We start from the raw sequence: 19394 nt of genomic DNA on the forward strand, positions 1-19394 counted from the left end.
CTGCAGTAGACTGCCGTTCGCATAGCTTGACCAGCACGGAAAAACGCGTCGCGATTGAGTCAGTACTTATGACTATTGCCAACTGCATCGCTTATTTGGGTCCGGCCTTCGAATTCTTTGGGGGAATCAATAGCCTTGATATCTCCAGAAAAGAGATGACCAAACAGCGGTGGCGGAAAACTTGTGGATGCCCCCAAACGAACTGCTTCCATGATGTCCGCTTGCTATGCTCCAAAAGCCCGCAAGAGGCCCCGTCTTGCCGCTACAATGCTCGGCCAAACCAGATGACGCGGCCCACTACGTGCACCTCAGATCGATCCATGTCGTGCCAGGTCGGGTAGGCCGGATTGTCACTGGCAATGGTGATCTGCCGGCCACCTGGCTTGATCGCAATCCGCTTCACGACGAGAGCATCATCAGAGCGAAGGACGTAGATCCCATCGCGCAGCCGCGAGCCATGATCTGATGCATCGACCAGAACCTCGTCACCATCGCTCAGAGTGGGTTCCATAGAGTCACCTTTGACCCCAACGATAGACAGGCTCGCGCTCTTCGCGGACGTCAGATGCCGCAGCCAGCGCTCGTCGAACCCAAACCGGGTGTGTGCAGTCTCACTGGCAGCCACCGCGCCGAAGCCAGCTGATGCCTCGACATCGAGAACGGGGATCTCGACCATTCCGTCGGTGACCGGATTGGCGGGACCACCAAGTAATTGCTCGTCGACGCCAAAGAAGCAGGCAAGCGTCTTTCGGTCCTCATCATCAAGCTTTCGCGGTGAGCCGCGCTTGATGAATTGCTGCACATAGGCAGGGTTGCGGCCGAGCAGCCGCGATATCGAAGCGTAGCCATATCCGCCTTTGAGGATCAGCCGGTCGAGCTCTTCCCTCACATGTTCCATTTCGCCTGTCCTTCGAATCTTGATCGTAGGAATTTTCCTAGACTCGCGGATGCCATCCTACTAAGAACATAACAAGAACACAAGGGATTTGCGAGTCGGAGCGAATGGGACATGACCTTGCTAGAACGGATCGAAAAGCATCTGAAAGATCATCATATTTCGGCAACGCGCTTTGGACGGCGCGCGGTTGGCGATCCGCGATTCGTACTCGACCTCCGGATGGGGCGCAGGCCGCGCCGCAGAACCATCGAAAGGCTCGAAGCCTATCTCGATTCTTTCGACAGGCCGCTGGTCATGAAGGACGGCGGCGCAGTGTCAGCTGCTCCAACCGGCGGGCCACGTCCTGCCAAAGTGCAACCCCCTGGTTGTCCTTCGCGCGGCTCAATTGCCCGATCTTGTCGTCAATGAAGGCAGCGCCGTTCTTGCCGTGTTGCTTTTCGACCCACAGTGCCATGCCCCACAGTTCCTGGTCGCGGGTGAGGGTCAAAACAGCGAGCCGAACGTGGTGGCATAGATCAGAAGCAGGCCAGCGCCGATCAGCACAGCCTCAAGTTCGAGTTTCCACGCGTTGGCATCGTCACGTGCCCGCTCTTCATCGCTTCGCCAGTCGCGCATCAGCACCATGGCTCCTTTCTGCCGGTCCAGGTTCGTGCCAATCCTTCCGCAACCAGCTGGTCGCCAATCGAACGACCCTGGCGGATGACAACACGCAATTTGCGACCGTACTGATCTTCGTCGCGATCGCCGATGGGCCAGAGAGTGAATTCACCTTCATTGAGCAATGCAACGAGCCGGTCGCGTGCCTTGATGCCGAGGGCGTATTCGTTATCGCATCTGGGCTGCGAGATCTCCGGCGTGTCGATATCCGCGATCCTGATCTTCACGCCTTCGAGCCAGATCGTGTCGCCATCTACAACGCACGTCCGCCTGACCATGCCGCAAACCGAAAAGCTGTGTGTGGTTCGCGCTTCGGCGCTCGCCGATCCAAATGGCCAATAAATACCCACCAGGCCTCCAAGAATGCCGACGAGCAGACCGCCAGCTCCAAGAAGAACGAGGCTTCTGCGTCCGGCTCCCGTGCCCCGGTCACGTCGGGTCCGGAATTCGACAAGATTATCGCGGGGCGCCTTCCTGGACATTCCGCCTTCTTTCATTTCTGGACCTTCAAGCCAAGACACCGTGCTCGCTTTCCCAATGGTTTTCAGCTATTTTCGCGGCAACGCGAGTGGCAGCCCAGAGGGGAGGGTGCAGGTTTGCTCCTGAAGGAGAATGAGCAATGAGCGATCCAGACAATACTCCCACCGGCGGCAAGCAGGACTGGGAAGGCTTTCGCGAAGTCGACCGGGCCATCGCCGAGAACCGACTTACTTCCTACACCTGGAAGAAGACCTGGGCAGATCCGTGGGGCAAGGTTGGCTTGATCCTGTTCAGCGTCCTTTTCCTCGCCTTTGTGATCTATGTGATCATCTACGATGGTATGATCTGAGCTACCATTCCTTCACATCGTCGGCCGCTTCGGCCGAGGCTCCCTTGGCATCGCGGGTCTTGCCGTCGAGGTATCCTTTCACGGTCCCGACCCGCCGTTCCCCTTGTTGCTGGACCCGATCGACATCTCGGGCGATTTCCTCGCGCTCGCTAGAAGGTTCACCTAGGCTTCCTTGTACCCCGCCAAGCCGTACCGATCCCCGGACACCATCTGCGCTCTCCACCGCGGGTCGAGCGACGGGCGCAAAGGGCGGCAGAACCAGGTCGTCCGCGATATCGGCGTTGAGCTGGTCCGCATAGCTTTCGACGAACCGCACCTGGAGCTGCTGGCCTCGCGCACTCATCTGGAAGTCGATGTCGTCGAAGCGCACTGGCCCGTAGTAATCCCGATTGGCGTCGATCTCGGCCATGCCCCATTCGCGATAGGCCTGGCTGAGATTGAGCGTGCCTGCGACATTGGCACTTTCGTACCAGCTTGCCTGGTTCTCAAGGCGGCTGGCGATTTCCTCGGCGCGGCGTGCTTCGCGGGTATAGCTCTGCGCTTCGGTGATCGACGTGGTGATGCCGGCCGAACTGCTCGAAACCAGCGCTTCGGAGCTTGAGCTCGTCTCGCGCAGGAAACCCTCGCGCGTGCTCGACCAGCTGCGACTGTCCGAGATCTGACGCAGCGCACCCATGATGCGTGAGCGGTCCTCGGAGGCGATCCCGATATCACTGTCAGTCCAGGTCTGGTTCCGGCCACCTTTCAACCCAAGGGTACCCTTGACCGAACCTCGTTCTCCTTTGACCCCAAGACCGGCATCCCCATTCAAGAACCACGAGACGGTGATGTCGTCGGCGGCACGGCGCGACAGCCCGAATTGCTGCTGGAGTGTCTTCGAAGCGTTGTCGACTTCGCTGAAGGCGCTGCCGATGCTGTCGCTGGTCGAGACCCCACTGACACTCTCGTTCGAGCGCGAGCGGGTGTAGGCATCGCGCAGTTCGCTGAAGCGGGTGACCGCCGAGCTGGTCGATTGCTGGGCAAGGTTGGAAAAGGTCTCGCTTTGGCCGCGGCTCTGGCTCGCCATGGTCGCGAGCCTGCTCGAGAAGTCCTGCCCAAGCGTCGGTGTAAATGGGTAGCTCGAGGTCGGCACGGTCGCGAACTCGGCTTGCGGGAAGCTGGTCGTTTGCGTGCCGTTGTCGGCAAAGCCGCGCGACTGCGCTGCGCCATAGGCGATGTTTGGTGCAAGGCTCGCCTGGGCAAACTGGCGCGAGAAGACGTTCGAGTTCTCAAGGCTGGTGTTGCCAAGCGAGAGATTGCCCGTGCTCGCCTCGCGTGCGGCTTCCTCGGCCGCGTTCTGGCTCGGATTGAGGTAGCTTGTCGCCTGTCCAGAGATCGCCATGGCCCCGCGCGCGACGCCGCCCGCAAGGAAGGGGATCGAGGCGACAAGATAGCCGGCAAGGATACCGATATCATTGTTGACGTCGGTCATGCCGGAGAAGGTCGCGAGCGTGAGCCCGCTTGCACCGCCCGCAGCGGCGACATCGCCCGCGCCTTTAAGCATCAGGATCATGTGGAGGATGACGAACAGCGGCCCCCAGGCGGCGAGGTAGAAGAAGCCCGTGACATAGCCGCGCAGCGCGATCGGACCGGTCCGCGGCATCAGGAACAGCGGGAAGAGTACCGGGAAAAGCGCGTAGAAGACCACGGTCAGCACGACATTGAGGATCGGCACCCATTTCATCGCATTGTGCGCGATCGAGGAATACGTTCGCTCGGTCTGGATATCGGCGCGGGTCTGCGCGAATACATCGACGCTCGATGCGCCGCTTGCTCCGGCAAAGCCGTGCATTGCCTGGTTCATCGCGTTGATGGTCAAGACCTGGCGAAAAATGCTGCTCGCGTCCTTCGAGACCCCGGTAAGATATTGGTAAGCCACCGGCAGATCGGCGATGAGCTTGGCCTTGGCGAGCGCTTCGGTTTGCTTAGGGTAGAGCTGGCGGCCGGCAACGAGCGTCATGTCGTCGATCATCCCCGCCCACTGGTTCGAGAGCGCGGTGTAGGCCTCGCGGCAGGTGACGATCGAGGCGGAAACCCTGTCATCGGCTTCGCGGGTGAGGAACTTCTGCGCGCGTGCCGCGCTCCCGGGCGCAATGGTCGCCCAGATGTCATTGCTCTCGGAAAATTCCTTCATCGAGTAGCGACCGAGCAGCAGATCGTAGAAAACGCATTGGCGAACGTGTTCGTCGAAATTGGCGGCGAACTCAGGATCGGCGATGCGCAGCGAGCGTGTCGCTTCGAGCAGGCGCGCGCCGTAGATCATGCCGTTCTTCGAATAATTGAGATCGTCGGGAAGCCCGAACACGGTCTCGGCCGAGCGCGTGAGGTAGTCTCCAGCCTGGCTGGTGAAGCTTGCCATCAGCGCGAGGCCCAGCGGGACGTTCGCAACAGTGGCCGGAGCAAGGCTCGGATTGACGCGATCGGTGACCTGCACATCCATGCGCGGCACCATCAGGCACATGTAGATGAGCGTCGCGCCGAGGAACCAGTTGAGCCACGCTCGCCAGTCCTGGTTGAACGCCACCACGATCACCGCAAGCGCGAACCCCATTACCAGCGCGACCTGGATCAGGCTTTTGTAGCCGCCCGCACCGGTCCATGCGGCGACGGCGTTGAGGACATTGACGATGTACTCGCCGCCGCCGGTGGTGAAGATCTCGACCATGCGCGCCTCAGGGGACGATCGAGCGCGACTGCAGTCCACGCGACCAGTCGAGCGCGGCGGACATCGAAGGCGACATCGAGGCGGCGAGCGCGTTCTCGATCATCGCGGTCTTCTCGATGATCTGCATGATCGCCGAGACCTTGGCCTGTCCGGTCGCCTGCCGCTGGACGAGGCCAGTGCGAACCTCGGCGACCTGGCCGCGCCAGATCGCGAGCTTGGCTTCGTCGGCGGCGATGAAGCTTGCCATCGAGCGCCCGGCTTCGGACACGATCCGGTCGAGGATCGCATAGAGGAGGTCGATGCTGGCGATCTCGGCGAGCGTGTCGCGATCATCGGTCGGCATGCCGCGCCCATAGGCGGCCTGGACGGTGAGGATCTTGTACAAGGGGACCGAGGCTACTTGCAGCAGTTCCTTCTCGGCATTGCCGATCGCGGTGTCGGCGCGGATCGCATCGACCATGTTGCCGATCAGCAGCGCGACGCGCGGGCGGATCGCCTTGGCGTTGGCAAGGCTCATCTGTTCGAAGGTCGGATTGAGGCAAAGATCGGTCTCGTCGCAGCGGAACACCCTGACCGTCTGGCCCTGCGTCCCGTCGAGCAGCGCGCTCACCAGGGTGGACGACGCATCGCCTGCAAATGGCACGAACTTGCCTGCCTCATCGTCCTTGGGCGGCACGTAGATCACCGTGCCGATGAGCGTCATGGCGTATTCGGCAAGCTCGCGGTCGAAAGTGCCACCGGGGTTGAAAAAGGCGCTCTTCTTGAGGACGTGCCAGGTGTAGTTGCGGGCTACGCCGGGATTGACGTCGGCGTAATCGGCACCGGCGCCTTCATTGGTCGAGGCGCGCTGCCCGCGCGTGCCGCAGCCGTGCTTGGCCGCGGCATAGTCGGTGAAGATGCCTTCCGAATTGCCGATTGCTTCGCAGATCGCCTTGTCGGCCAAATCACCCTTGGGCCACAGGCCGCCGACCAGCCCCTGCGCCATTTCGCAGGAGTTGATCGAGAGGTTGTTCATGAGTTGCGCCTTCTGGCTGAACTCCTGCATGATCTTGTTGCACTCGGGGCAAACGGTATCGATCGCGAGGCTGAAGGCGAACCCGACCGCGTTGTTCGCGACCGCCTTCAGAAGCGCGACCATCTCGCTTGCGTTGATGAAGGAGAAGGACCCGGCGAAGATATCGATACCGCCGCAACCAGCGCGGGCACGCGGCAGCTGGAGATTGGCGATGCTAGTCGTCTTCTGGGGGAAGCGCGTCCAGACATTGCCGAGGCTGTAATAGCCTGCCGACTGGCCTTCGAAGGCGGTCGGACCCGTGACATTGGCCGCCGCGCCCATGTCGTCCATGAAGCGGTCCATGCTGTCGCCAACGTTGGCGGCAAGCGGGGAAGCGATCATGCTGGCGGCGGCGAGGGTCAGCGCCGCATTGCGAATGCTAGTAATCATGTCCGGCTTCCTTCGAGGTGAGGAGGTAGATGCGGTCCTGGAGTTCGTCGGCCGAGAGCACGCCGTAACCGATCGGGATCGGTCGCTTGGTCACGCTGTCCCACAGCACGAGCGCCGGCGTGGCCTTGCCTTCGAGGCCGAGCCTGGCGCGCTGGTTGGTCTCGACCTTGTAGTCCGGGAAATGGCGCGAGGGTCCGCCATCGGTCGAGATCGCGCGCACGGTGATGCGCCAGCGCTCGGCGACGCCCTTGACGATCGGGCTCATCACTTCGCAGGGTGCGCAGGTCGAGCTGTAGAAATAGAACAGGCCGTAGCGCTGCGAGAGCCGCGCCATCACGCTGTCGCGCTCGGCGCTGCGGGCATCCTGCCACTGTTTCTTTGCGAGCGCGCCGACCGGCCGCTCGAGCGTGTAGTCGAGTTCGGGGTCCTGCCAGATCGCGCGCTGCCAGACATCGGAGAAGAGCGAGGCGCGATCGAGCTGCGCGCGCTGGAGGCGGATATAGGCCGCCACATTCGCTTCGGTGGGATAGACGATCGCGCGGGCCTTCAACTCGCGTAGCTCGGCGGTGATCGCATCGAGTTCCTGCGTCGCCGCGACCGGCTCGATTTCAGGCGCTTGCGGTTCCTCCGCGGGCACAGGTTTGACGCAGTAGAACCAGTAGCCGAGCCTGCGCTCTTCGCAGTAGAGCGCGTCAGCCGCGGTGGTCGATGCAGTTTCCTGCCTTTCCTGGGCCAGGGCCGGAGCGGCGGGGAGCGCAGCGAAGCCAAGCGCAAGCGCGGTGAGGAGATAGAGATGGGTCATTGGCCGCCCCTTGCGTAATAGTCGTCGATCTTCTGCTGGATGAGGATGCTGGTCTCGAGTTCGTCGGGCAGCCGCGCGGCATCGGTGAACTCGGCATAGACCTCGCTGAAATCCATCCGGCTCAAATCGAGCCGGGCGAACTCGTCGAGGGTGAACCCCTCGCACTGTTCTTCCTTGGGCTTGTCCCAGGGCTTGGGAAGCTGCTTGCGGCCCTGCTCCTGCAGGATCCGCGAGAGCTTGCTCTCGAAGCAGCAATAGACCTTCTTCTTGGTCAGGCAGACGCCGAGGAACTTGTCCGAACAGTAGGTCCCGACATAGGCGCACAGCCCCTGCGCATCGCGCTGGTGGAGCAGCACTTCCTCGCGATCACAGCCAAGCGCGACCAGAAGGCTGATGCCCGGAATGAGCGGAAAGCCCTTGCCCTTGCAACAATTGAGCACGCCGAAGACCTTGGACGAGCAGGTGTTGCGCGTGCCGCGGAACAGCGTCAGCGTATTCGGGTCGAACTGTCCGCGCGCTTCGTCCATTGCATGCAATGCGACCGCGGCATCCTTGAACTCGTCGTTCGCGGTGCGCTCGATCGTCTCGCAGCTGCCATCGATGCAATAGACATCGCCGTCGCAGACATACTGCGTGGTGCTGTCTGTTGCCGGGAGTGGGCATTCGTAGATGCGCTCCCAGGTCTCGCATGGGACCTCATCGGTGAGACATTCCTCGCGCAAGAAACGGCAGGTGCCCTGGCTTTCGATGTCCGAGCAGTCGGTCGCCGTTTCGCGCGAGGTACAGGTGTAGCTGCGCTGCCATTCCCAGCACGGTCGTGTGACCGAGACGCCGTTCACGATTCGGGTCTGCGGATCGGCATCGGTGCAGATCTCGGTATCGAGCGTGCAGTCGCCATTGTCGGCAAAGCCTGAGCACTGGCTCTCGTCGGGGGTCGTCGTGACCGTGGTCGCAGTAGTGACCATGTAGGGTGTCTGCCCCGGGACTTGCTCGTCGCAGGTCAATTCGGTGATCGGGTCGCCCGGCTCGGAACACCACGGACGTCCGCCCGAGGAACTCCACTGCAGGCAGGTGTCGCGCCGTCCCGTCACGCGGCAGGAATAGCCGTCGAACCCGGCGCACTCGGGCTCGCCGGAGCCGTTGAAGTCGCCGAACCGGTTGCACAGGTAGTGGTACTGCGGAAGCTGGCTCACTGTCGTTGCCAGCGGCACCGCGCACTGGCCCGCCGACTGGTCGATCCGAGTGCCGGTGTTGCAGGTCGCGGTGTAGGTCCCGGCCGAGCCCGATCCGGGAGGCAGCGGGACGCAGGAGCCCTGGCCCCCGGCGATCGCCATGCCGCTGGTGTAGTCGAGCGGGCTCTCGTTGATCGCGAGGCTGCGCGCAATGACGTCCTCGATCTCGCCCGGATCGAAACGCGCGCGGTTGGCCACACTGTCGCGCATCGCGCGGTAACCCTGGTGGCCGCTCGCCACTGCCGCCGCATTGCCCTCGATCCGGTCGGGATCCTGCGCGAGCGTCTCGATCCCCCGGACCGCGTTGCGATCGTAGTTGGGGAGGGTCGCAGTGTTCGGCTGTTGCTGTGCCGCCTGCTGGGCCTCGCCGCGCAGGCTCTCGGCAAAGGCCTTGCCGTCGGCCTTCGCGTCCTGCTGCTGGGCTGCGGCGCTCGCGGTGAGGAGGAGCGCCGTAAAAGCGGTCACGGCGAGCTTAATCGGGTGTTTCATGGGCGCTGATCCCTCAGGCGGGCGAGGTGGAGGCGGGCAAGCTGCGCGCCCGGGCCGCCGCCATCGGCAAAGGTTTCGAGCGCGTCCTCGACGCTGACATTGCCCGCGATTCGGTCGTGCGGCGGTAAAGTGTCGGTGCAATCGAACCCGTCGCAGGGGCTGAAATCGCTCGCGACCATCACGAAGCTCGGTGCGACAGCGATATCGAAAGTGCGGAACAGCCGCGGATCGATCCCGAGCGCGCCGGCCTCGCTGCCATCGCGCCAGATCGCGGCGAGCCGCTTCTTGAAGGCCGCGCTGTCGCCTTGCGGGAAGCCGCGCAGCACGGTGACCCCGCCGGCGCGGGTGACGTCGCGGACCAGCGCCTTCAAGGAAGGCTCGGGCATCGACAACGAAGCAAAGGCAATGAAGCGCGGTACTTCGCCCATCGCCGCGACCTCGGCGTCGGCTGCGCTGCGGATCATGCCGTCGAGATCGAGCGGACCGACGCCGGCACTCGCCTGCGCTTCCTTCACATAGGCGGCGCGGTTGTCGAGTGCCGCCTGCTGCGTGGTTCGTGCGTCCTCGGCCAGCGTGTCGGCCCTGGTCCTGACCGAAGTCGCGAGTGCTTCGGCATCCTGGGCATGCTCGCTCGCGCGGGCGCGGATCTCGGCAAGGTCGAGATCGGGCGGAGAATCCTGCGCCGATGCGGCAGCGAAGGCAGCGGCTGTTGCCAGGCTGATGAGGACGAGGAGATGGAAGGCGTTTCTCATAGCGCGCAGCAATTCCTCTTGCGCCAGACCAAGTATCCCATGTCTTCGCCGATGGCGGGGATGACCTGTCCGGGGGACTGGAAGGTGGTCGAGGCACCGACGGGCGGGCAGGCGTAGCGGCCCTTGGTCGCCGGATTGGGGTTGGTGGCCTGGAAGCGGTATTGCTGCTTCCTCATCACCGGCATGAGGTATTTGCCGCACAGGCCCTTCGAGCCCATCGTGCCCCACGAGACGAGCTCGCGGTGAAGCTTGTAGGCGAAGCGCGAGAGCACGAGCCGCGAGGCCTGGACGTGACCTATGCTGGCCGAGACATTGCCGTTCATCGGATACATCGAACCCTGGCAGCCCGCGCACCAGAACATCTCGTCGAGCGGGAGGTTGGCGGTCGATGCGGCGCAATCCGCAGCGCAGGCGGCCAATGCCAGCGGGTTGGCGAAGAGCACGGCCTCGGGGTTGATGATCGCCGTGAGCTCGCTGTCCTGCCACAGCGGATCGATCTCGGAGATATAGAGGATGTCGATCGAGCCGGGCTCGAGGCACAGGAAATCGGCAACGATCTCCATCCAGTAGATCAGCGGATAGGCGTACCAGTGGACGTGCCAGCTCGAATAATACTGGCTCGCGCCGCCCACCGCCGATGGACCCGAGATCGAGCGGAAGCCGATATCGAAGCCCGGATCGAGTTTCATGCCGCCGAGGTTCACGAAGCACCATGGCTTCATGCTGACATCGGCAAGCCGCACCGGCTCCCAGAAGCCCATCGCAATCCCGGACCTCAGACCGCACAGGCATACGGGCAGGTCGGGATTGTCGGGATCGGGGCGATTGCTCGGCCAGATCTCCAGCCCGCCGATCGAGATCGGGAACAGGCACGACCAGCAGATGTCGGTGATCGGATTGACGAACTGCCCGGTGCATTTGCCCGGTCCGGCATCGGCTGAGGCAGGCGAAGAAAAGGCGAGCGAAAGCGCTGCCGTGAACAGCACGAGGAAGGCGCGGAAGCTGCTCATGGCTTGGCCTTTCGGGGCGGTAACGCGATCTCGCTCACTTCGAGGACACGCCCGTTCTGGCGCACCCGGGCGGGCACGGCCCTGATGCCGAACTTTTCGGTGAGATTTCCGCCCTGGTCGAAATAGAACCTTCGCTGGCGGGCTTTCATCAGCTCAAGCGGCGCGCCTTTGACGAGGATTAGCTTGGCATTGGGGTCTTGCCTGAGTGCCCAGGCGATCTGCGCCGGATCGTCGCCGTCGAGGAAGAGCAGAGGGACACGCAGCGCGACGCTATCGAGCGGATTGACCCGCGTTCCGGCCGCATGGATGAGCTCGCCCTTGGCCTCCCGGATATCGGCGGCGAGTGTGATCGTCGGATCGAAGGGCCAGCTGCGGCTTTCGTGCGCGCGGATCAGGCCGGCGACCGGGTCGGGACGGTTGACCCGCGCTATGGTGCGGCGCTTCAATTCCTGGTTGAGCTTCGCGGTCTCGCCCGACTTTTCCATCTGCGCTAGGCGCGTGTGGATCTGTTCGAGGAGGTCGCGCTCGATCACCGGAAACACCGCGCCGCGCTGGCCATAGTCTCGTGCCTGCAGGCTCGCAGGAAGCGCGGCGAGGAGAAGGGCGCCAAGCGGAAGGAGGGGGCGCATCACAGGATCGTCCTCCCGCTACCGAGGATCTGCCCACGACAGACGAAGCCGATTTCGCCGTAGCGACTGTCGAGCCCGCGTGGATGGCTGGTGCCGGTATAGTAGCAACCCTCGGGGATCACGCCTTCGGGGCCCCGCGTGAGCGGAACGCCGAGGCGCGTGACCTTGAGCAGGCTCGCAACCTTCCTGCCGTTGATGAAGACCGCGTCGCCCTCATGGCGCACGACATCGCCCGGCATGCCCAGCACGCGCTTGCCGAACATCTGCGGCCCTTCACCGAAATGTCTTTCGACGAGTTCGCTTCGCGGCGGCTCGAAGAAAATAAGGCTGCCGCGCTGGATCGCTGCCTTCTTGTCGAGCCAGAACGCCCAGTTGGGGAGGCTCGGGCTCGCATTGATGAGAAAGGCGTGGTCCTTGCTGAAGGCATCGAGCGGCGCCCAGGCGAGCGGCAGCAGGACGAGGCCCGAAAGCAGCAGCGGACGGCGTAGCGAGCGGGGCAGGCTCATGGCTGCTTCTCCCCGGCGAGCTCGTCCGCAATGCGCCGTTCGAGTTCGGGGGTCGCATCTTCGGCTGCCCCGGCGAGCACTGCCTCGGCGACGAGCACCACGCGGCCGTCGCGGCCCATGTCTGCGACTGCTGCCTCGGCGGCCTTGAGATAGGCAAGGCTCGCAGCCTGGACGACCGCCGGATCGGCATCGGCGCGCGCGGCCTCCTCAACGAATGTGCCGATGGTCTCGGCGAGCCGGACAGTGACGATCCGCTGCTTGGGGGAGCTGGTGACCTGCTGGGTAAGCCATGCGCCCCACAGCAGCGCGGCAACAAGCACCGCTACGGCGAGGAGTTTCGGGCCTAGCTGGCGAAGCGGGAGGTTCAGTCTATCCATGGCGGGGATATCCCTCGTTGTTTTGGCGGCAAAGGCGGCGGTCGAGGCGGCGCAGGAAGCTTGGCAGCCGCAGCAGCGCGAGCCCGCCAGCGGAGCTGAGGAAGGCGATCTGGAGGTCCTGCGCGAAGAGGTGCCGCGCGATCGGCTCGGCAGTGCGGTAGTGATCGGCGAGGTTGCCGAGCTGCGCGAACAGCGCCGTGAGGTCCCAGCCGGCGATGAGTAGAAAAACGAAAAGCGGCAGACCGAGGACCAGCAGCAGCGTGCTCACAGCGAAGCCTGCTGCTTCGAGGAGGACGAGGCAGGTGCCCTGGAACAGCGCGAGCCAGTTTACGGCGCGATGCTTTTCGCGGGCGCGTTTGGCAGTCGGAAGCGGCACGCGGTCGACGAGCGTGGTGGTCTCGAGCACCATCATGCGCCTCCTTCCACGCCGGCGACGAGCGCGACCGCGCGTTCGAGCGGCATGCCGCTTTCGACATGGCGGCGGATCGCGGCATAGGTGTCGGGATCGGAGGAGAAGATCGTCGCCGAGAGCGGATCGAGCACGAGCCGCCCGACGGCTTCAACCTCGGGACCCTTCAGGTAGATCTCGCTGTATTCACTGCCCGAGCGCTTGAGGCTGCGGATCAGCGTTTCGGTGCGGTCGTCCATGTCGAGCCGGGCTTCCTTGCGGAAATCGGCAATGGTCTCGGGCTTCTGCTGGAGCACCAGCATCCAGTCGCTGTTCTCGAGCGCGGCGCGCGCGCCATCGGACTTGTAATAGTCATTGAGCGACTGGGTGGCGGTGGCGAGCGCGCCGCCATATTTGCGTGCGGTGCGGGCGTAGGTCTCGACGAACTCGCCCATCGAGCCGCCCTTGAGCATCGCCCAGGCTTCATCGATCAGCAGCAGTTTCTTGGTGCTGCGCGAACTCCGCGTCATCGCCTGGCCGGTCATAAACATGATCGCCGAAAGGACGACGCTTCGCAGTTCCTCGCGGCTCGCGAGATCGCTCATCTCGAAGACGGTGAAATCGTCCTCAAGCGCGAAACTCGCCTTGCCGGAAAAGAACCCGGCATAGCTGCCACCGCGGCAGAAGGGCGCGATCGCAGTCGCCAAATCCTTGCCCGCCTCGTTCTCGCTTTGATGGAGTGTATGTGCGACATCGTCGATCGCGCCGCCGCTGCCGAGCGCTTCCCAGACCTGCGTCACTGCCCGGTCGATGAGGCCGCGCTCGGTGTCCAAGGGGGCTGCACTCGGCCGTGCCATCTGGCCAACGATTGCCTTGATCATGGCGAAGCAGTCGAGGCGGTAATCCTCGTCTTCGTGCGCGCGGGCATCGTCGACCATCGAGAATGGGTTCAGGGAAAAGCCCGAGGCGAGCGTGAACTCGACGAAGCGTCCGCCCTGCAGTTTGACCGAATGCTCGAAGCTGCGCCCGTCGTCGATCACCACGACCTTGGCGCCCGCACCGCGGAGCGCTGTGCAGAGCTCCTGCAGCAGTACCGACTTGCCCGAGCCCGACTTGCCGCAGATCGCTATATTGTGATTGCCGGCAGTGTTTTCGAATGGCGACCACCAGAAGGGCTGGCCGCGTCGTCCCAGGAGCAGCAGATGCGGGATTGCGCCGCCGAGATACTCGCCCTGCAGCGGGGCGATGTTCGCCGCGGTGGTCGAGAGCATGGTGCGGAAGCGCTTAAGGCGCGCAAGGTCGTGGACCAGCCCGTCGGCAAGGCTCAGCGGGAAGGCCGCGACGAGACCCTGCAACTGGAGGAAACGTTCGTCGGCGAGGTCCCAACCGGCGGCCTTGTAGATCGCCTTGACCGTGCGTTCGTGCGCGTCGCCATCCCCCAACGGCGAGATGGTGGTGAGTCCGTAGAACAACTTGACCAGCTTCTTGCCCGCCTGGAGCTCGGCCTGGACATGCTTCCATTCGGCCGATTGCTCAGAAAGCCTCGGCAGGAAGCGCGCGCTCCTGGTCTCCGACAGGCTGGTAGTGCGCATGAACTTGTAGCCTGCGCGCGCCGAGGCCGCTTCCTGGTCGGGATAGTGGAGGCACAACATGGTCGCGGCGGGACAGGGAAAGCGCAGCTTGTCGGTGAACATGTCGCCGATGAGCCGCGCGCATTCCCACGGTGCCCAGCGCTCGGGGGTCGAACGAACGCCGTAATGGCGCACGTCGAAGCGGTCGGGATAGCAGGTGCCCATCTGGGGAATACCGTCGCGGCTGCGTCCGGTCTCGCGGAACCGCTCGGTCCGGAGGATCAGCCGGTCGTCCTCGACCTCAAGTTCTATATCGCGGCGGATCGCCTGGACGTCGAGCGTGTCCTCGCGGTTCCAGTGCGTAAGATCGAGCTCGCGCGCGGTGGTCGGCGAGGTCAGCTCGTCGATCAGCGCGAGAAGTCCGGCCGGTTCGAGCCGGTTGGAGGCAAGACCCAGCGAATTGAGCATCCCTGCCATCCCGTCGCGGCATTCGGTCAGCTCGGCGTCGGTGACGCTCCCGGGCACGGGAACGCCGAGCGACAACACGAGGCGGACATGGCGCGCGTGGAACGGCGCATGCGCCGAGCCCGAATGCCAGACGAGGTCGTAGAGGCGGTTGGTCCGCGCCTTGGCGATGGCTTCGTAGATCCCGCCCTGCTCGTAGCGCGGACCGAACCAGGGTCCGACGATCGCTCCGATCCGGGGGGAAGCGAAGTTCAGGACCTGCAAGCAGGCGCCCTGCGGCAGGCTCTCGGAGAAGAACTGCCCGAGGATTTCGCCGGTGCGTTCGTCCGCCCCGATCAGCGGGGTCACTTCGAGCACGAAGCCCTTCGAATGCGCGTTGCGATAGAGACCCGGCCCTTCATCGTACACGCGGTAGGGGAGCCAGTCCGAGAGCATGTCGAGCGCGAAGCTCGGCCGGGCATGGTCGGCCTGCCGCGCATCGCCGAACAGGCCGGAGAGCAGCGCGTCGCGCGCCGAGGCGAGCGAACGGTTCATTGGCTCTCTCCTTCGGGTTCGCCAGGCGAAAGGGGGTGGGGCACCCAGCCGGGGGAGGGGAGACGGCCAGGTGCCCCGGTGACCGGCGCCGGAACGCCGGGCTGCGCTTCCGGGGCCTGGGAGGGGATAACCAGGACATCCGGAAGCTGCAGGGGAAGGGGATTGAAGACAGGCGCGTTCTGCGGGTCTGTCGGCGGCGGCGGGGTCTGCGCATCGTTGCCCGCGCGTCCGAGCGCGCGGAGCACTTCGCCTCTCGAGCGCGGGGCATGCCAGCTCTCCGCAGGATGATCGGGCAGCGCGACATGAACCACGCGCGCTTCGTGGTCCCGGCCCGCCGCGTCGCGATAGGCGGCGATGACGATCCGGAGCGAGCGGGCGTCCGCCTGGCGCGGACCAGCGAGCGAGGGTGGCTGACTGGTTGCAGCGCGCGATGCCATGCCGGTGCCAGCTTCGCCGATCGCCGCGCTGTCGATCAGCGTGGTGGGCGCGCAGCTGCCTTCGGGCGCGCGGCAGTCGAAATCGCCTTTGACATTGCCGCCAAGCGTGGCGCATCCGGCAATGCTCGCAGCGAGGCTGGCGGCTGAAATTGCCCGGAAGTGACGCCCGCTCATTGCCCTGCTCCGGCGCGCTGGTTGGCGAAGCGGTTGAGCGTTGCAGCATCACGATAGCCGTGCATCACCGCGCCATCGCTTGCGCGCACGATCACCGGGGTCCCGGCAAAGCCATTGGCCTTGGCAAAGGCCTCGTTGGCGTCGAGCGCGCGGATGGCCTTGCAGCTGGCGGGACGCGGCACGTGCTTGCCGGTATAGGCAGCGTGCAGCGCCGCGACCGGATCGCTGGCGCACAGGACGCTTTCAGAGAGGCGCCGGCTCGCCGCGCCGAAGATCGAGATCGGTCGCTCCTCGACCAGTACGCCCGCCTGCTCGAGTGCGCCGGTGAGCTTCTTGCAGTAGCCGCACTGGAAATCGGAGAAGACCACGAGCCGCGGCCCCTTGGGATTGCCCCAGCGGATCGCGCCCTCATGAGGGAGCTGCGAGAGGTCGACCTTTGTCTTGGCGGGTGCGGGCGCGGCTTCGCTGTGCGAGGCTTCGGCGCGGCCCGCAGCGCGCGCGGCTCCGGCGGCGAGCAAGTCGGGATTGAGCTCGAGGAGCCGCGTCGCGGTGACGTCGCGCCGCTCTTCGAGATCGTAGAGCCGTCCGACGAAGAGATAGCGCGCGGCTTCGTCGGTGTAGAACAGCGTCTCGCCCGAGACGACCTCGCACCAGGGCGCTAAGCTTGTGCAATCGAGCGCGTCGATCGGAGTTTTCGGGAGCCTGAGCTTGAGCGCCTGGACGACATCGCGGGCAATGGCGGCCTGCGCCGGCATGGCGGTCAGCACGGCAACGCCGCTGGTGAGGAGGGCGGCTGCGCTGGCGGCGGCAAGCGATATGTGCGCGGCGCGGGCTTTCAGGCCCGGCCGGTGGTGGGAGAAATTCATTGGTCTGTGCTCCTGACATGGACGCCGTCGAGAAAGACTATCTCGACCTCGATGCCGGTCGGCATCTCGACGACGGGTTGGTATTGTTCTGCGCGTTCGATGAGGTATTTGCTGACCGTGTCGGCGGCTTCGCCCGCGCCCTGGCCGAAGCCGCCCGCAAGGATGTCGGTCGGCGAGAGCGCCTCGCGCTTGCCGTCGCTGCCGACCTGACCGGCGAAGATGCCGTTGGCGTTGGCAGAGAAGCCGCGTCCGAACCCGCCGACGATCCCGGCGAGCAGCGCCTGGCTGACAAGGCTGCCTTCACGGCTGACGACACGGCCGCGCACGCCCGACTTTCCGGCAAAGGCGATGAACCCCTTGACCTCGCTCACCGCGAAGCGCCCGCCGGGCTGCGCGCAGGTCATCCGCACCAGCTTGACGTAGACCTTCTCGGCCGAGAGATCGCCGCGCGCCGCGCCGTTGACGAGACAGCCGGTGAGGTCGGTCGTAAGCAAGCGATTGCCCCTCAGAACCGAGCGCGCGGGGCCGGTGATGCGCAGCACCACGGGCAGCGGATCGCTCTGGCTGGTGACGCCTGTCGAGGCATCGACCCCGACGATCACGGTTGCCGGCGCGTAGCTGTTGGGCGGCAAATAGTCGCGGCTCGCCTCGAGCAGCAGGGGCGGCGCATTGGCGTCGACCTTCTTGCCTGCCGTGCCGGGCTTCTCACCGCTGAAGCTCAGGAGGCTCGCCTTCGGCTCGGCCATGGGGCCCGCACTTGGATCGAGGGCCGCGGGTGCGGCGCCCGGTGCAGCGCCCAATGCACGGGGATCAAGCGGGGTAGCCGGCGCGACCGGAGGATAGGCGCGCTGAGTCTCGAGTTCGGAGCGCAGCGCCGCGTTCTCGGCCGAGATCGCGTCGATCGCCGCCTGGCCGTCGCTCAGCATCCGCGCGTTCTCGCCGCGCAGCGTCTCGAGTTCCTGTTCGATCGAGGCCTTGGGGAGCTGGCTCTCCTGGAGGTCCTTGATCGCGCGGCCCTGCGCATCGAGCCTGTTGCCATAGGTGGCGACAAACTCGCGCTGTGAGAGGTTGCGGTTGACCAGCGCGCCTGTCTCGATCGTGGTCGAACCCGCGCCTTCTCCATCCTCCGCGTCGTCTCCGCCGAAGATAAACATCGAACCGGCAATGAGTGCGACCCCGCCGATCCCTGCGAGGAGAAGCTTCTGACGCTGCGCGACGGTCTTGTTCAGGTCGCGCCGGGCTTCGGAGCGACTTTCGTCCCGCGGCTGTTCTGCGGGTGCGGCGCGTGTATCGGTGTCAGCCATTATTCGAGCCCTCCCTTGGCAAATACGAGGAAGGCCTGGGTGGTCTCGCCGGGGGCGAGCGTGTCGCGGCCAAAGGCAAAGGCAAGCGCGCCTGCGGGCGCTTCGCGTTCGCTGGAAAGCGCGATGGCTGTGGGGCCAAGATTGCGTAGCGTGAAGGCCTGGCCGGTAAGCTCGGCTCCATCGTATTCGGCGACCTGCTGGACTTCGAGGCTGTCAGTGCGACGCGGGCGCGAGAGCTCGGCGCGCGCCCGGAAGCCAGGCAGCACCGCATCGCTCGCCATTGCTTCGATCAACCGGATCGCCGCCTCGTCGCGGGTCGGGGCTTGGCCTTCCCATTCGGCGGCGTCGGGCCTCGCCAGCGCGGGGTTGGTGACGAAGAGCTGGCTCGCTTCCCCGCCTTCGACCTTGCAGGCGAACTTGTAGACATGGCCTGCGCTGCTGGTGGCAAAGAAGCTGACCTTCGCGCTCGCATATTGCAGCGGCACCGAGACATAGATGTCGCCGCGGACCGGCTCGTGGGTCACCTCGAAATCGTTGTAGGGATAGCCGCTCGCCATCTTGGAAACATTGGCGAAGCCGTCGTTGACGAGCGCGACGCGGGTCAGCGCGCCGCGTGCGAGCACGCAGTCGATCGCCGCGCCGTCGGCGGCCTCGACGAACTGGTCGGCATGCGCAGCTGTCGCAAAGGCGCAGCTGGCGGCGGCGAGCGCCGCGGCGGTCAGCGCGGCAGGCAAGGGGCGGGCAAGGAAGCTCATTGGCCTTCCTCCTCGTTCTCGTTGGGAAGCTGGCGGAAGCCGGTGAGGCCGAGGCTGAGGCCGCGGCGGTTCCAGCTGAATTCGAAGCTGCGCTGCTGGCTCGCGATCACCTGCGCGCCGACGAAGGTCTTGAGCGTGCCGGTGACGACGGCGGTGAGCGCCTGCGGGTCGACCTCCATCCGCGAAATCACGAAAGCCTGGCTGATGTCCGAGCCGCGTTGTTCGTCGACGATCTTGACGAGTTCGGCCTTGAAGCTCCCGTGCGCGGCCGGGTCAGCGACTTTCAGGACCTGTTCCATCCAGTAGTCGAGGCTCTCGGGCGCACGGTTGAGCAGCATCAGCGCAGTGTCGCGAGTGACGAGTTCGAGGTAGTGCGCATCGGTTGCATCGCTCCCGAGCGTCAGGCGTTCGGAGGTGACGGGTACGAGGATCACAGACTCTTCGCGCGTTGCCGCAGCGCCGACCGCGAGAAGGCTGGTGAGGCCGAGAACGGACGCCAGCGCGGCGAAGCGGTTGCGCTGGCGCAAGTGGCGCTGCGCTTCCTCGTAGGCGAATTCGTGTTTCATGGATG

21 protein-coding genes are annotated in these 19394 nt (G+C 64.7%); 1 reads left to right on the forward strand and 20 read right to left on the reverse strand.

Features of this window, described 5'->3' with window-relative positions; translation table 11 throughout:
* Positions 1 to 262: 262 nt before the first annotated feature.
* The 4 genes from EL2594_RS00820 to EL2594_RS15815 form a co-directional block, all read right to left on the reverse strand.
* The gene (locus tag EL2594_RS00820; RefSeq protein ID WP_011413131.1) at positions 263 to 898 is read right to left on the reverse strand and encodes a S24 family peptidase; all 636 of its coding nucleotides are present in this window, start codon (positions 896 to 898) and stop codon (positions 263 to 265) included.
* A 292-nt stretch (positions 899 to 1190) separates the two neighbouring features.
* Positions 1191 to 1385, reverse strand: coding sequence for a DUF6961 family protein (locus EL2594_RS15250; RefSeq protein WP_011413132.1), 195 nt, complete (start codon positions 1383 to 1385; stop codon positions 1191 to 1193).
* Positions 1382 to 1513 (reverse strand): hypothetical protein, encoded by a 132-nt coding sequence (locus tag EL2594_RS15710; RefSeq protein WP_267878782.1) that lies wholly within the window; start codon positions 1511 to 1513, stop codon positions 1382 to 1384. Before EL2594_RS15710 ends, EL2594_RS15250 begins: the two co-directional genes overlap by 4 nt.
* Positions 1513 to 1833 carry a thermonuclease family protein gene (locus tag EL2594_RS15815; RefSeq protein ID WP_011413134.1) on the reverse strand — a complete coding sequence of 107 codons (321 nt, stop codon included), beginning with the start codon at positions 1831 to 1833 and terminating at the stop codon, positions 1513 to 1515. The genes EL2594_RS15710 and EL2594_RS15815 overlap by 1 nt, the downstream gene beginning before the upstream one ends.
* Before the next feature lie 341 nt (positions 1834 to 2174).
* Here EL2594_RS15815 and EL2594_RS00830 point away from each other — a divergent pair, with 341 nt between their 5' ends.
* Positions 2175 to 2384 (forward strand): hypothetical protein, encoded by a 210-nt coding sequence (locus EL2594_RS00830; protein WP_011413135.1) that lies wholly within the window; start codon positions 2175 to 2177, stop codon positions 2382 to 2384.
* 1 nt (position 2385) lies between these two features.
* On the opposite strand, the gene EL2594_RS00835 is transcribed toward EL2594_RS00830, so the two are convergent.
* Genes EL2594_RS00835 through EL2594_RS00910 form a run of 16 tightly spaced genes read right to left on the reverse strand, consistent with a single transcriptional unit; the run spans position 2386 to position 19389 of the window.
* Positions 2386 to 5088 carry a conjugal transfer protein TraG N-terminal domain-containing protein gene (locus EL2594_RS00835; protein ID WP_011413136.1) on the reverse strand — a complete coding sequence of 901 codons (2703 nt, stop codon included), beginning with the start codon at positions 5086 to 5088 and terminating at the stop codon, positions 2386 to 2388.
* Between the two features lie 7 nt (positions 5089 to 5095).
* A complete protein-coding gene (locus EL2594_RS00840; RefSeq protein ID WP_011413137.1) occupies positions 5096 to 6532 on the reverse strand; it encodes a conjugal transfer protein TraH in 1437 nt (478 codons plus the stop codon).
* Positions 6522 to 7334 carry a conjugal transfer protein TraF gene (locus EL2594_RS00845; RefSeq protein ID WP_011413138.1) on the reverse strand — a complete coding sequence of 271 codons (813 nt, stop codon included), beginning with the start codon at positions 7332 to 7334 and terminating at the stop codon, positions 6522 to 6524. The genes EL2594_RS00840 and EL2594_RS00845 overlap by 11 nt, the downstream gene beginning before the upstream one ends.
* Positions 7331 to 9055, reverse strand: a complete 1725-nt coding sequence (locus EL2594_RS00850) for a conjugal transfer protein TraN (protein ID WP_011413139.1) — start codon at positions 9053 to 9055, stop codon at positions 7331 to 7333. Before EL2594_RS00850 ends, EL2594_RS00845 begins: the two co-directional genes overlap by 4 nt.
* Positions 9052 to 9807, reverse strand: coding sequence for a type-F conjugative transfer system pilin assembly protein TrbC (trbC, locus tag EL2594_RS00855; RefSeq protein ID WP_011413140.1), 756 nt, complete (start codon positions 9805 to 9807; stop codon positions 9052 to 9054). Before trbC ends, EL2594_RS00850 begins: the two co-directional genes overlap by 4 nt.
* On the reverse strand, positions 9804 to 10817 hold the full coding sequence (gene traU / locus EL2594_RS00860; RefSeq protein ID WP_011413141.1) for a conjugal transfer pilus assembly protein TraU: 1014 nt from the start codon (positions 10815 to 10817) through the stop codon (positions 9804 to 9806). Before traU ends, trbC begins: the two co-directional genes overlap by 4 nt.
* Positions 10814 to 11446 (reverse strand): type-F conjugative transfer system protein TraW, encoded by a 633-nt coding sequence (gene traW / locus EL2594_RS00865; protein ID WP_011413142.1) that lies wholly within the window; start codon positions 11444 to 11446, stop codon positions 10814 to 10816. The genes traU and traW overlap by 4 nt, the downstream gene beginning before the upstream one ends.
* Positions 11446 to 11952: a S26 family signal peptidase gene (locus EL2594_RS00870; RefSeq protein WP_011413143.1), complete on the reverse strand. Its 507-nt coding sequence runs from the start codon at positions 11950 to 11952 to the stop codon at positions 11446 to 11448. The genes traW and EL2594_RS00870 overlap by 1 nt, the downstream gene beginning before the upstream one ends.
* Positions 11949 to 12329 carry a type-F conjugative transfer system protein TrbI gene (locus EL2594_RS00875; protein ID WP_011413144.1) on the reverse strand — a complete coding sequence of 127 codons (381 nt, stop codon included), beginning with the start codon at positions 12327 to 12329 and terminating at the stop codon, positions 11949 to 11951. The genes EL2594_RS00870 and EL2594_RS00875 overlap by 4 nt, the downstream gene beginning before the upstream one ends.
* Positions 12322 to 12741 (reverse strand): hypothetical protein, encoded by a 420-nt coding sequence (locus EL2594_RS00880; RefSeq protein WP_011413145.1) that lies wholly within the window; start codon positions 12739 to 12741, stop codon positions 12322 to 12324. Before EL2594_RS00880 ends, EL2594_RS00875 begins: the two co-directional genes overlap by 8 nt.
* Positions 12738 to 15287 (reverse strand): type IV secretion system protein TraC, encoded by a 2550-nt coding sequence (gene traC, locus EL2594_RS00885; protein ID WP_011413146.1) that lies wholly within the window; start codon positions 15285 to 15287, stop codon positions 12738 to 12740. The genes EL2594_RS00880 and traC overlap by 4 nt, the downstream gene beginning before the upstream one ends.
* Complete coding sequence (locus EL2594_RS00890; protein ID WP_011413147.1) at positions 15284 to 15898, reverse strand: hypothetical protein; 615 nt, start codon at positions 15896 to 15898, stop codon at positions 15284 to 15286. Before EL2594_RS00890 ends, traC begins: the two co-directional genes overlap by 4 nt.
* A complete protein-coding gene (locus tag EL2594_RS00895) occupies positions 15895 to 16764 on the reverse strand; it encodes a DsbC family protein (protein WP_011413148.1) in 870 nt (289 codons plus the stop codon). Before EL2594_RS00895 ends, EL2594_RS00890 begins: the two co-directional genes overlap by 4 nt.
* A complete protein-coding gene (locus tag EL2594_RS00900) occupies positions 16761 to 18068 on the reverse strand; it encodes a TraB/VirB10 family protein (RefSeq protein WP_011413149.1) in 1308 nt (435 codons plus the stop codon). Before EL2594_RS00900 ends, EL2594_RS00895 begins: the two co-directional genes overlap by 4 nt.
* Positions 18068 to 18823: a type-F conjugative transfer system secretin TraK gene (locus tag EL2594_RS00905; protein ID WP_011413150.1), complete on the reverse strand. Its 756-nt coding sequence runs from the start codon at positions 18821 to 18823 to the stop codon at positions 18068 to 18070. Before EL2594_RS00905 ends, EL2594_RS00900 begins: the two co-directional genes overlap by 1 nt.
* Complete coding sequence (locus tag EL2594_RS00910; RefSeq protein WP_011413151.1) at positions 18820 to 19389, reverse strand: type IV conjugative transfer system protein TraE; 570 nt, start codon at positions 19387 to 19389, stop codon at positions 18820 to 18822. The genes EL2594_RS00905 and EL2594_RS00910 overlap by 4 nt, the downstream gene beginning before the upstream one ends.
* Positions 19390 to 19394 lie beyond the last annotated feature (5 nt).

The sequence above is a fragment of the Erythrobacter litoralis HTCC2594 genome, from assembly GCF_000013005.1.
Taxonomy (GTDB): Bacteria; Pseudomonadota; Alphaproteobacteria; order Sphingomonadales; family Sphingomonadaceae; genus Parerythrobacter; species Parerythrobacter litoralis_A.

Excerpts from the sequence above, each read along its gene's own strand:
- EL2594_RS00820 (WP_011413131.1), bottom strand. The coding sequence starts at position 898 with ATGGAACATGTGAGGGAAGAGCTCGACCGGCTGATCCTCAAAGGCGGA.
- EL2594_RS15710 (WP_267878782.1), bottom strand. The coding sequence starts at position 1,513 with ATGCGCGACTGGCGAAGCGATGAAGAGCGGGCACGTGACGATGCCAAC.
- EL2594_RS15815 (WP_011413134.1), bottom strand. The coding sequence starts at position 1,833 with ATGGTCAGGCGGACGTGCGTTGTAGATGGCGACACGATCTGGCTCGAA.
- EL2594_RS00830 (WP_011413135.1), top strand. The coding sequence starts at position 2,175 with ATGAGCGATCCAGACAATACTCCCACCGGCGGCAAGCAGGACTGGGAA.
- EL2594_RS00835 (WP_011413136.1), bottom strand. The coding sequence starts at position 5,088 with ATGGTCGAGATCTTCACCACCGGCGGCGGCGAGTACATCGTCAATGTC.
- EL2594_RS00840 (WP_011413137.1), bottom strand. The coding sequence starts at position 6,532 with ATGATTACTAGCATTCGCAATGCGGCGCTGACCCTCGCCGCCGCCAGC.
- EL2594_RS00845 (WP_011413138.1), bottom strand. The coding sequence starts at position 7,334 with ATGACCCATCTCTATCTCCTCACCGCGCTTGCGCTTGGCTTCGCTGCG.
- EL2594_RS00850 (WP_011413139.1), bottom strand. The coding sequence starts at position 9,055 with ATGAAACACCCGATTAAGCTCGCCGTGACCGCTTTTACGGCGCTCCTC.
- trbC (WP_011413140.1), bottom strand. The coding sequence starts at position 9,807 with ATGAGAAACGCCTTCCATCTCCTCGTCCTCATCAGCCTGGCAACAGCC.
- traU (WP_011413141.1), bottom strand. The coding sequence starts at position 10,817 with ATGAGCAGCTTCCGCGCCTTCCTCGTGCTGTTCACGGCAGCGCTTTCG.
- traW (WP_011413142.1), bottom strand. The coding sequence starts at position 11,446 with ATGCGCCCCCTCCTTCCGCTTGGCGCCCTTCTCCTCGCCGCGCTTCCT.
- EL2594_RS00870 (WP_011413143.1), bottom strand. The coding sequence starts at position 11,952 with ATGAGCCTGCCCCGCTCGCTACGCCGTCCGCTGCTGCTTTCGGGCCTC.
- EL2594_RS00875 (WP_011413144.1), bottom strand. The coding sequence starts at position 12,329 with ATGGATAGACTGAACCTCCCGCTTCGCCAGCTAGGCCCGAAACTCCTC.
- EL2594_RS00880 (WP_011413145.1), bottom strand. The coding sequence starts at position 12,741 with ATGATGGTGCTCGAGACCACCACGCTCGTCGACCGCGTGCCGCTTCCG.
- traC (WP_011413146.1), bottom strand. The coding sequence starts at position 15,287 with ATGAACCGTTCGCTCGCCTCGGCGCGCGACGCGCTGCTCTCCGGCCTG.
- EL2594_RS00890 (WP_011413147.1), bottom strand. The coding sequence starts at position 15,898 with ATGAGCGGGCGTCACTTCCGGGCAATTTCAGCCGCCAGCCTCGCTGCG.
- EL2594_RS00895 (WP_011413148.1), bottom strand. The coding sequence starts at position 16,764 with ATGAATTTCTCCCACCACCGGCCGGGCCTGAAAGCCCGCGCCGCGCAC.
- EL2594_RS00900 (WP_011413149.1), bottom strand. The coding sequence starts at position 18,068 with ATGGCTGACACCGATACACGCGCCGCACCCGCAGAACAGCCGCGGGAC.
- EL2594_RS00905 (WP_011413150.1), bottom strand. The coding sequence starts at position 18,823 with ATGAGCTTCCTTGCCCGCCCCTTGCCTGCCGCGCTGACCGCCGCGGCG.
- EL2594_RS00910 (WP_011413151.1), bottom strand. The coding sequence starts at position 19,389 with ATGAAACACGAATTCGCCTACGAGGAAGCGCAGCGCCACTTGCGCCAG.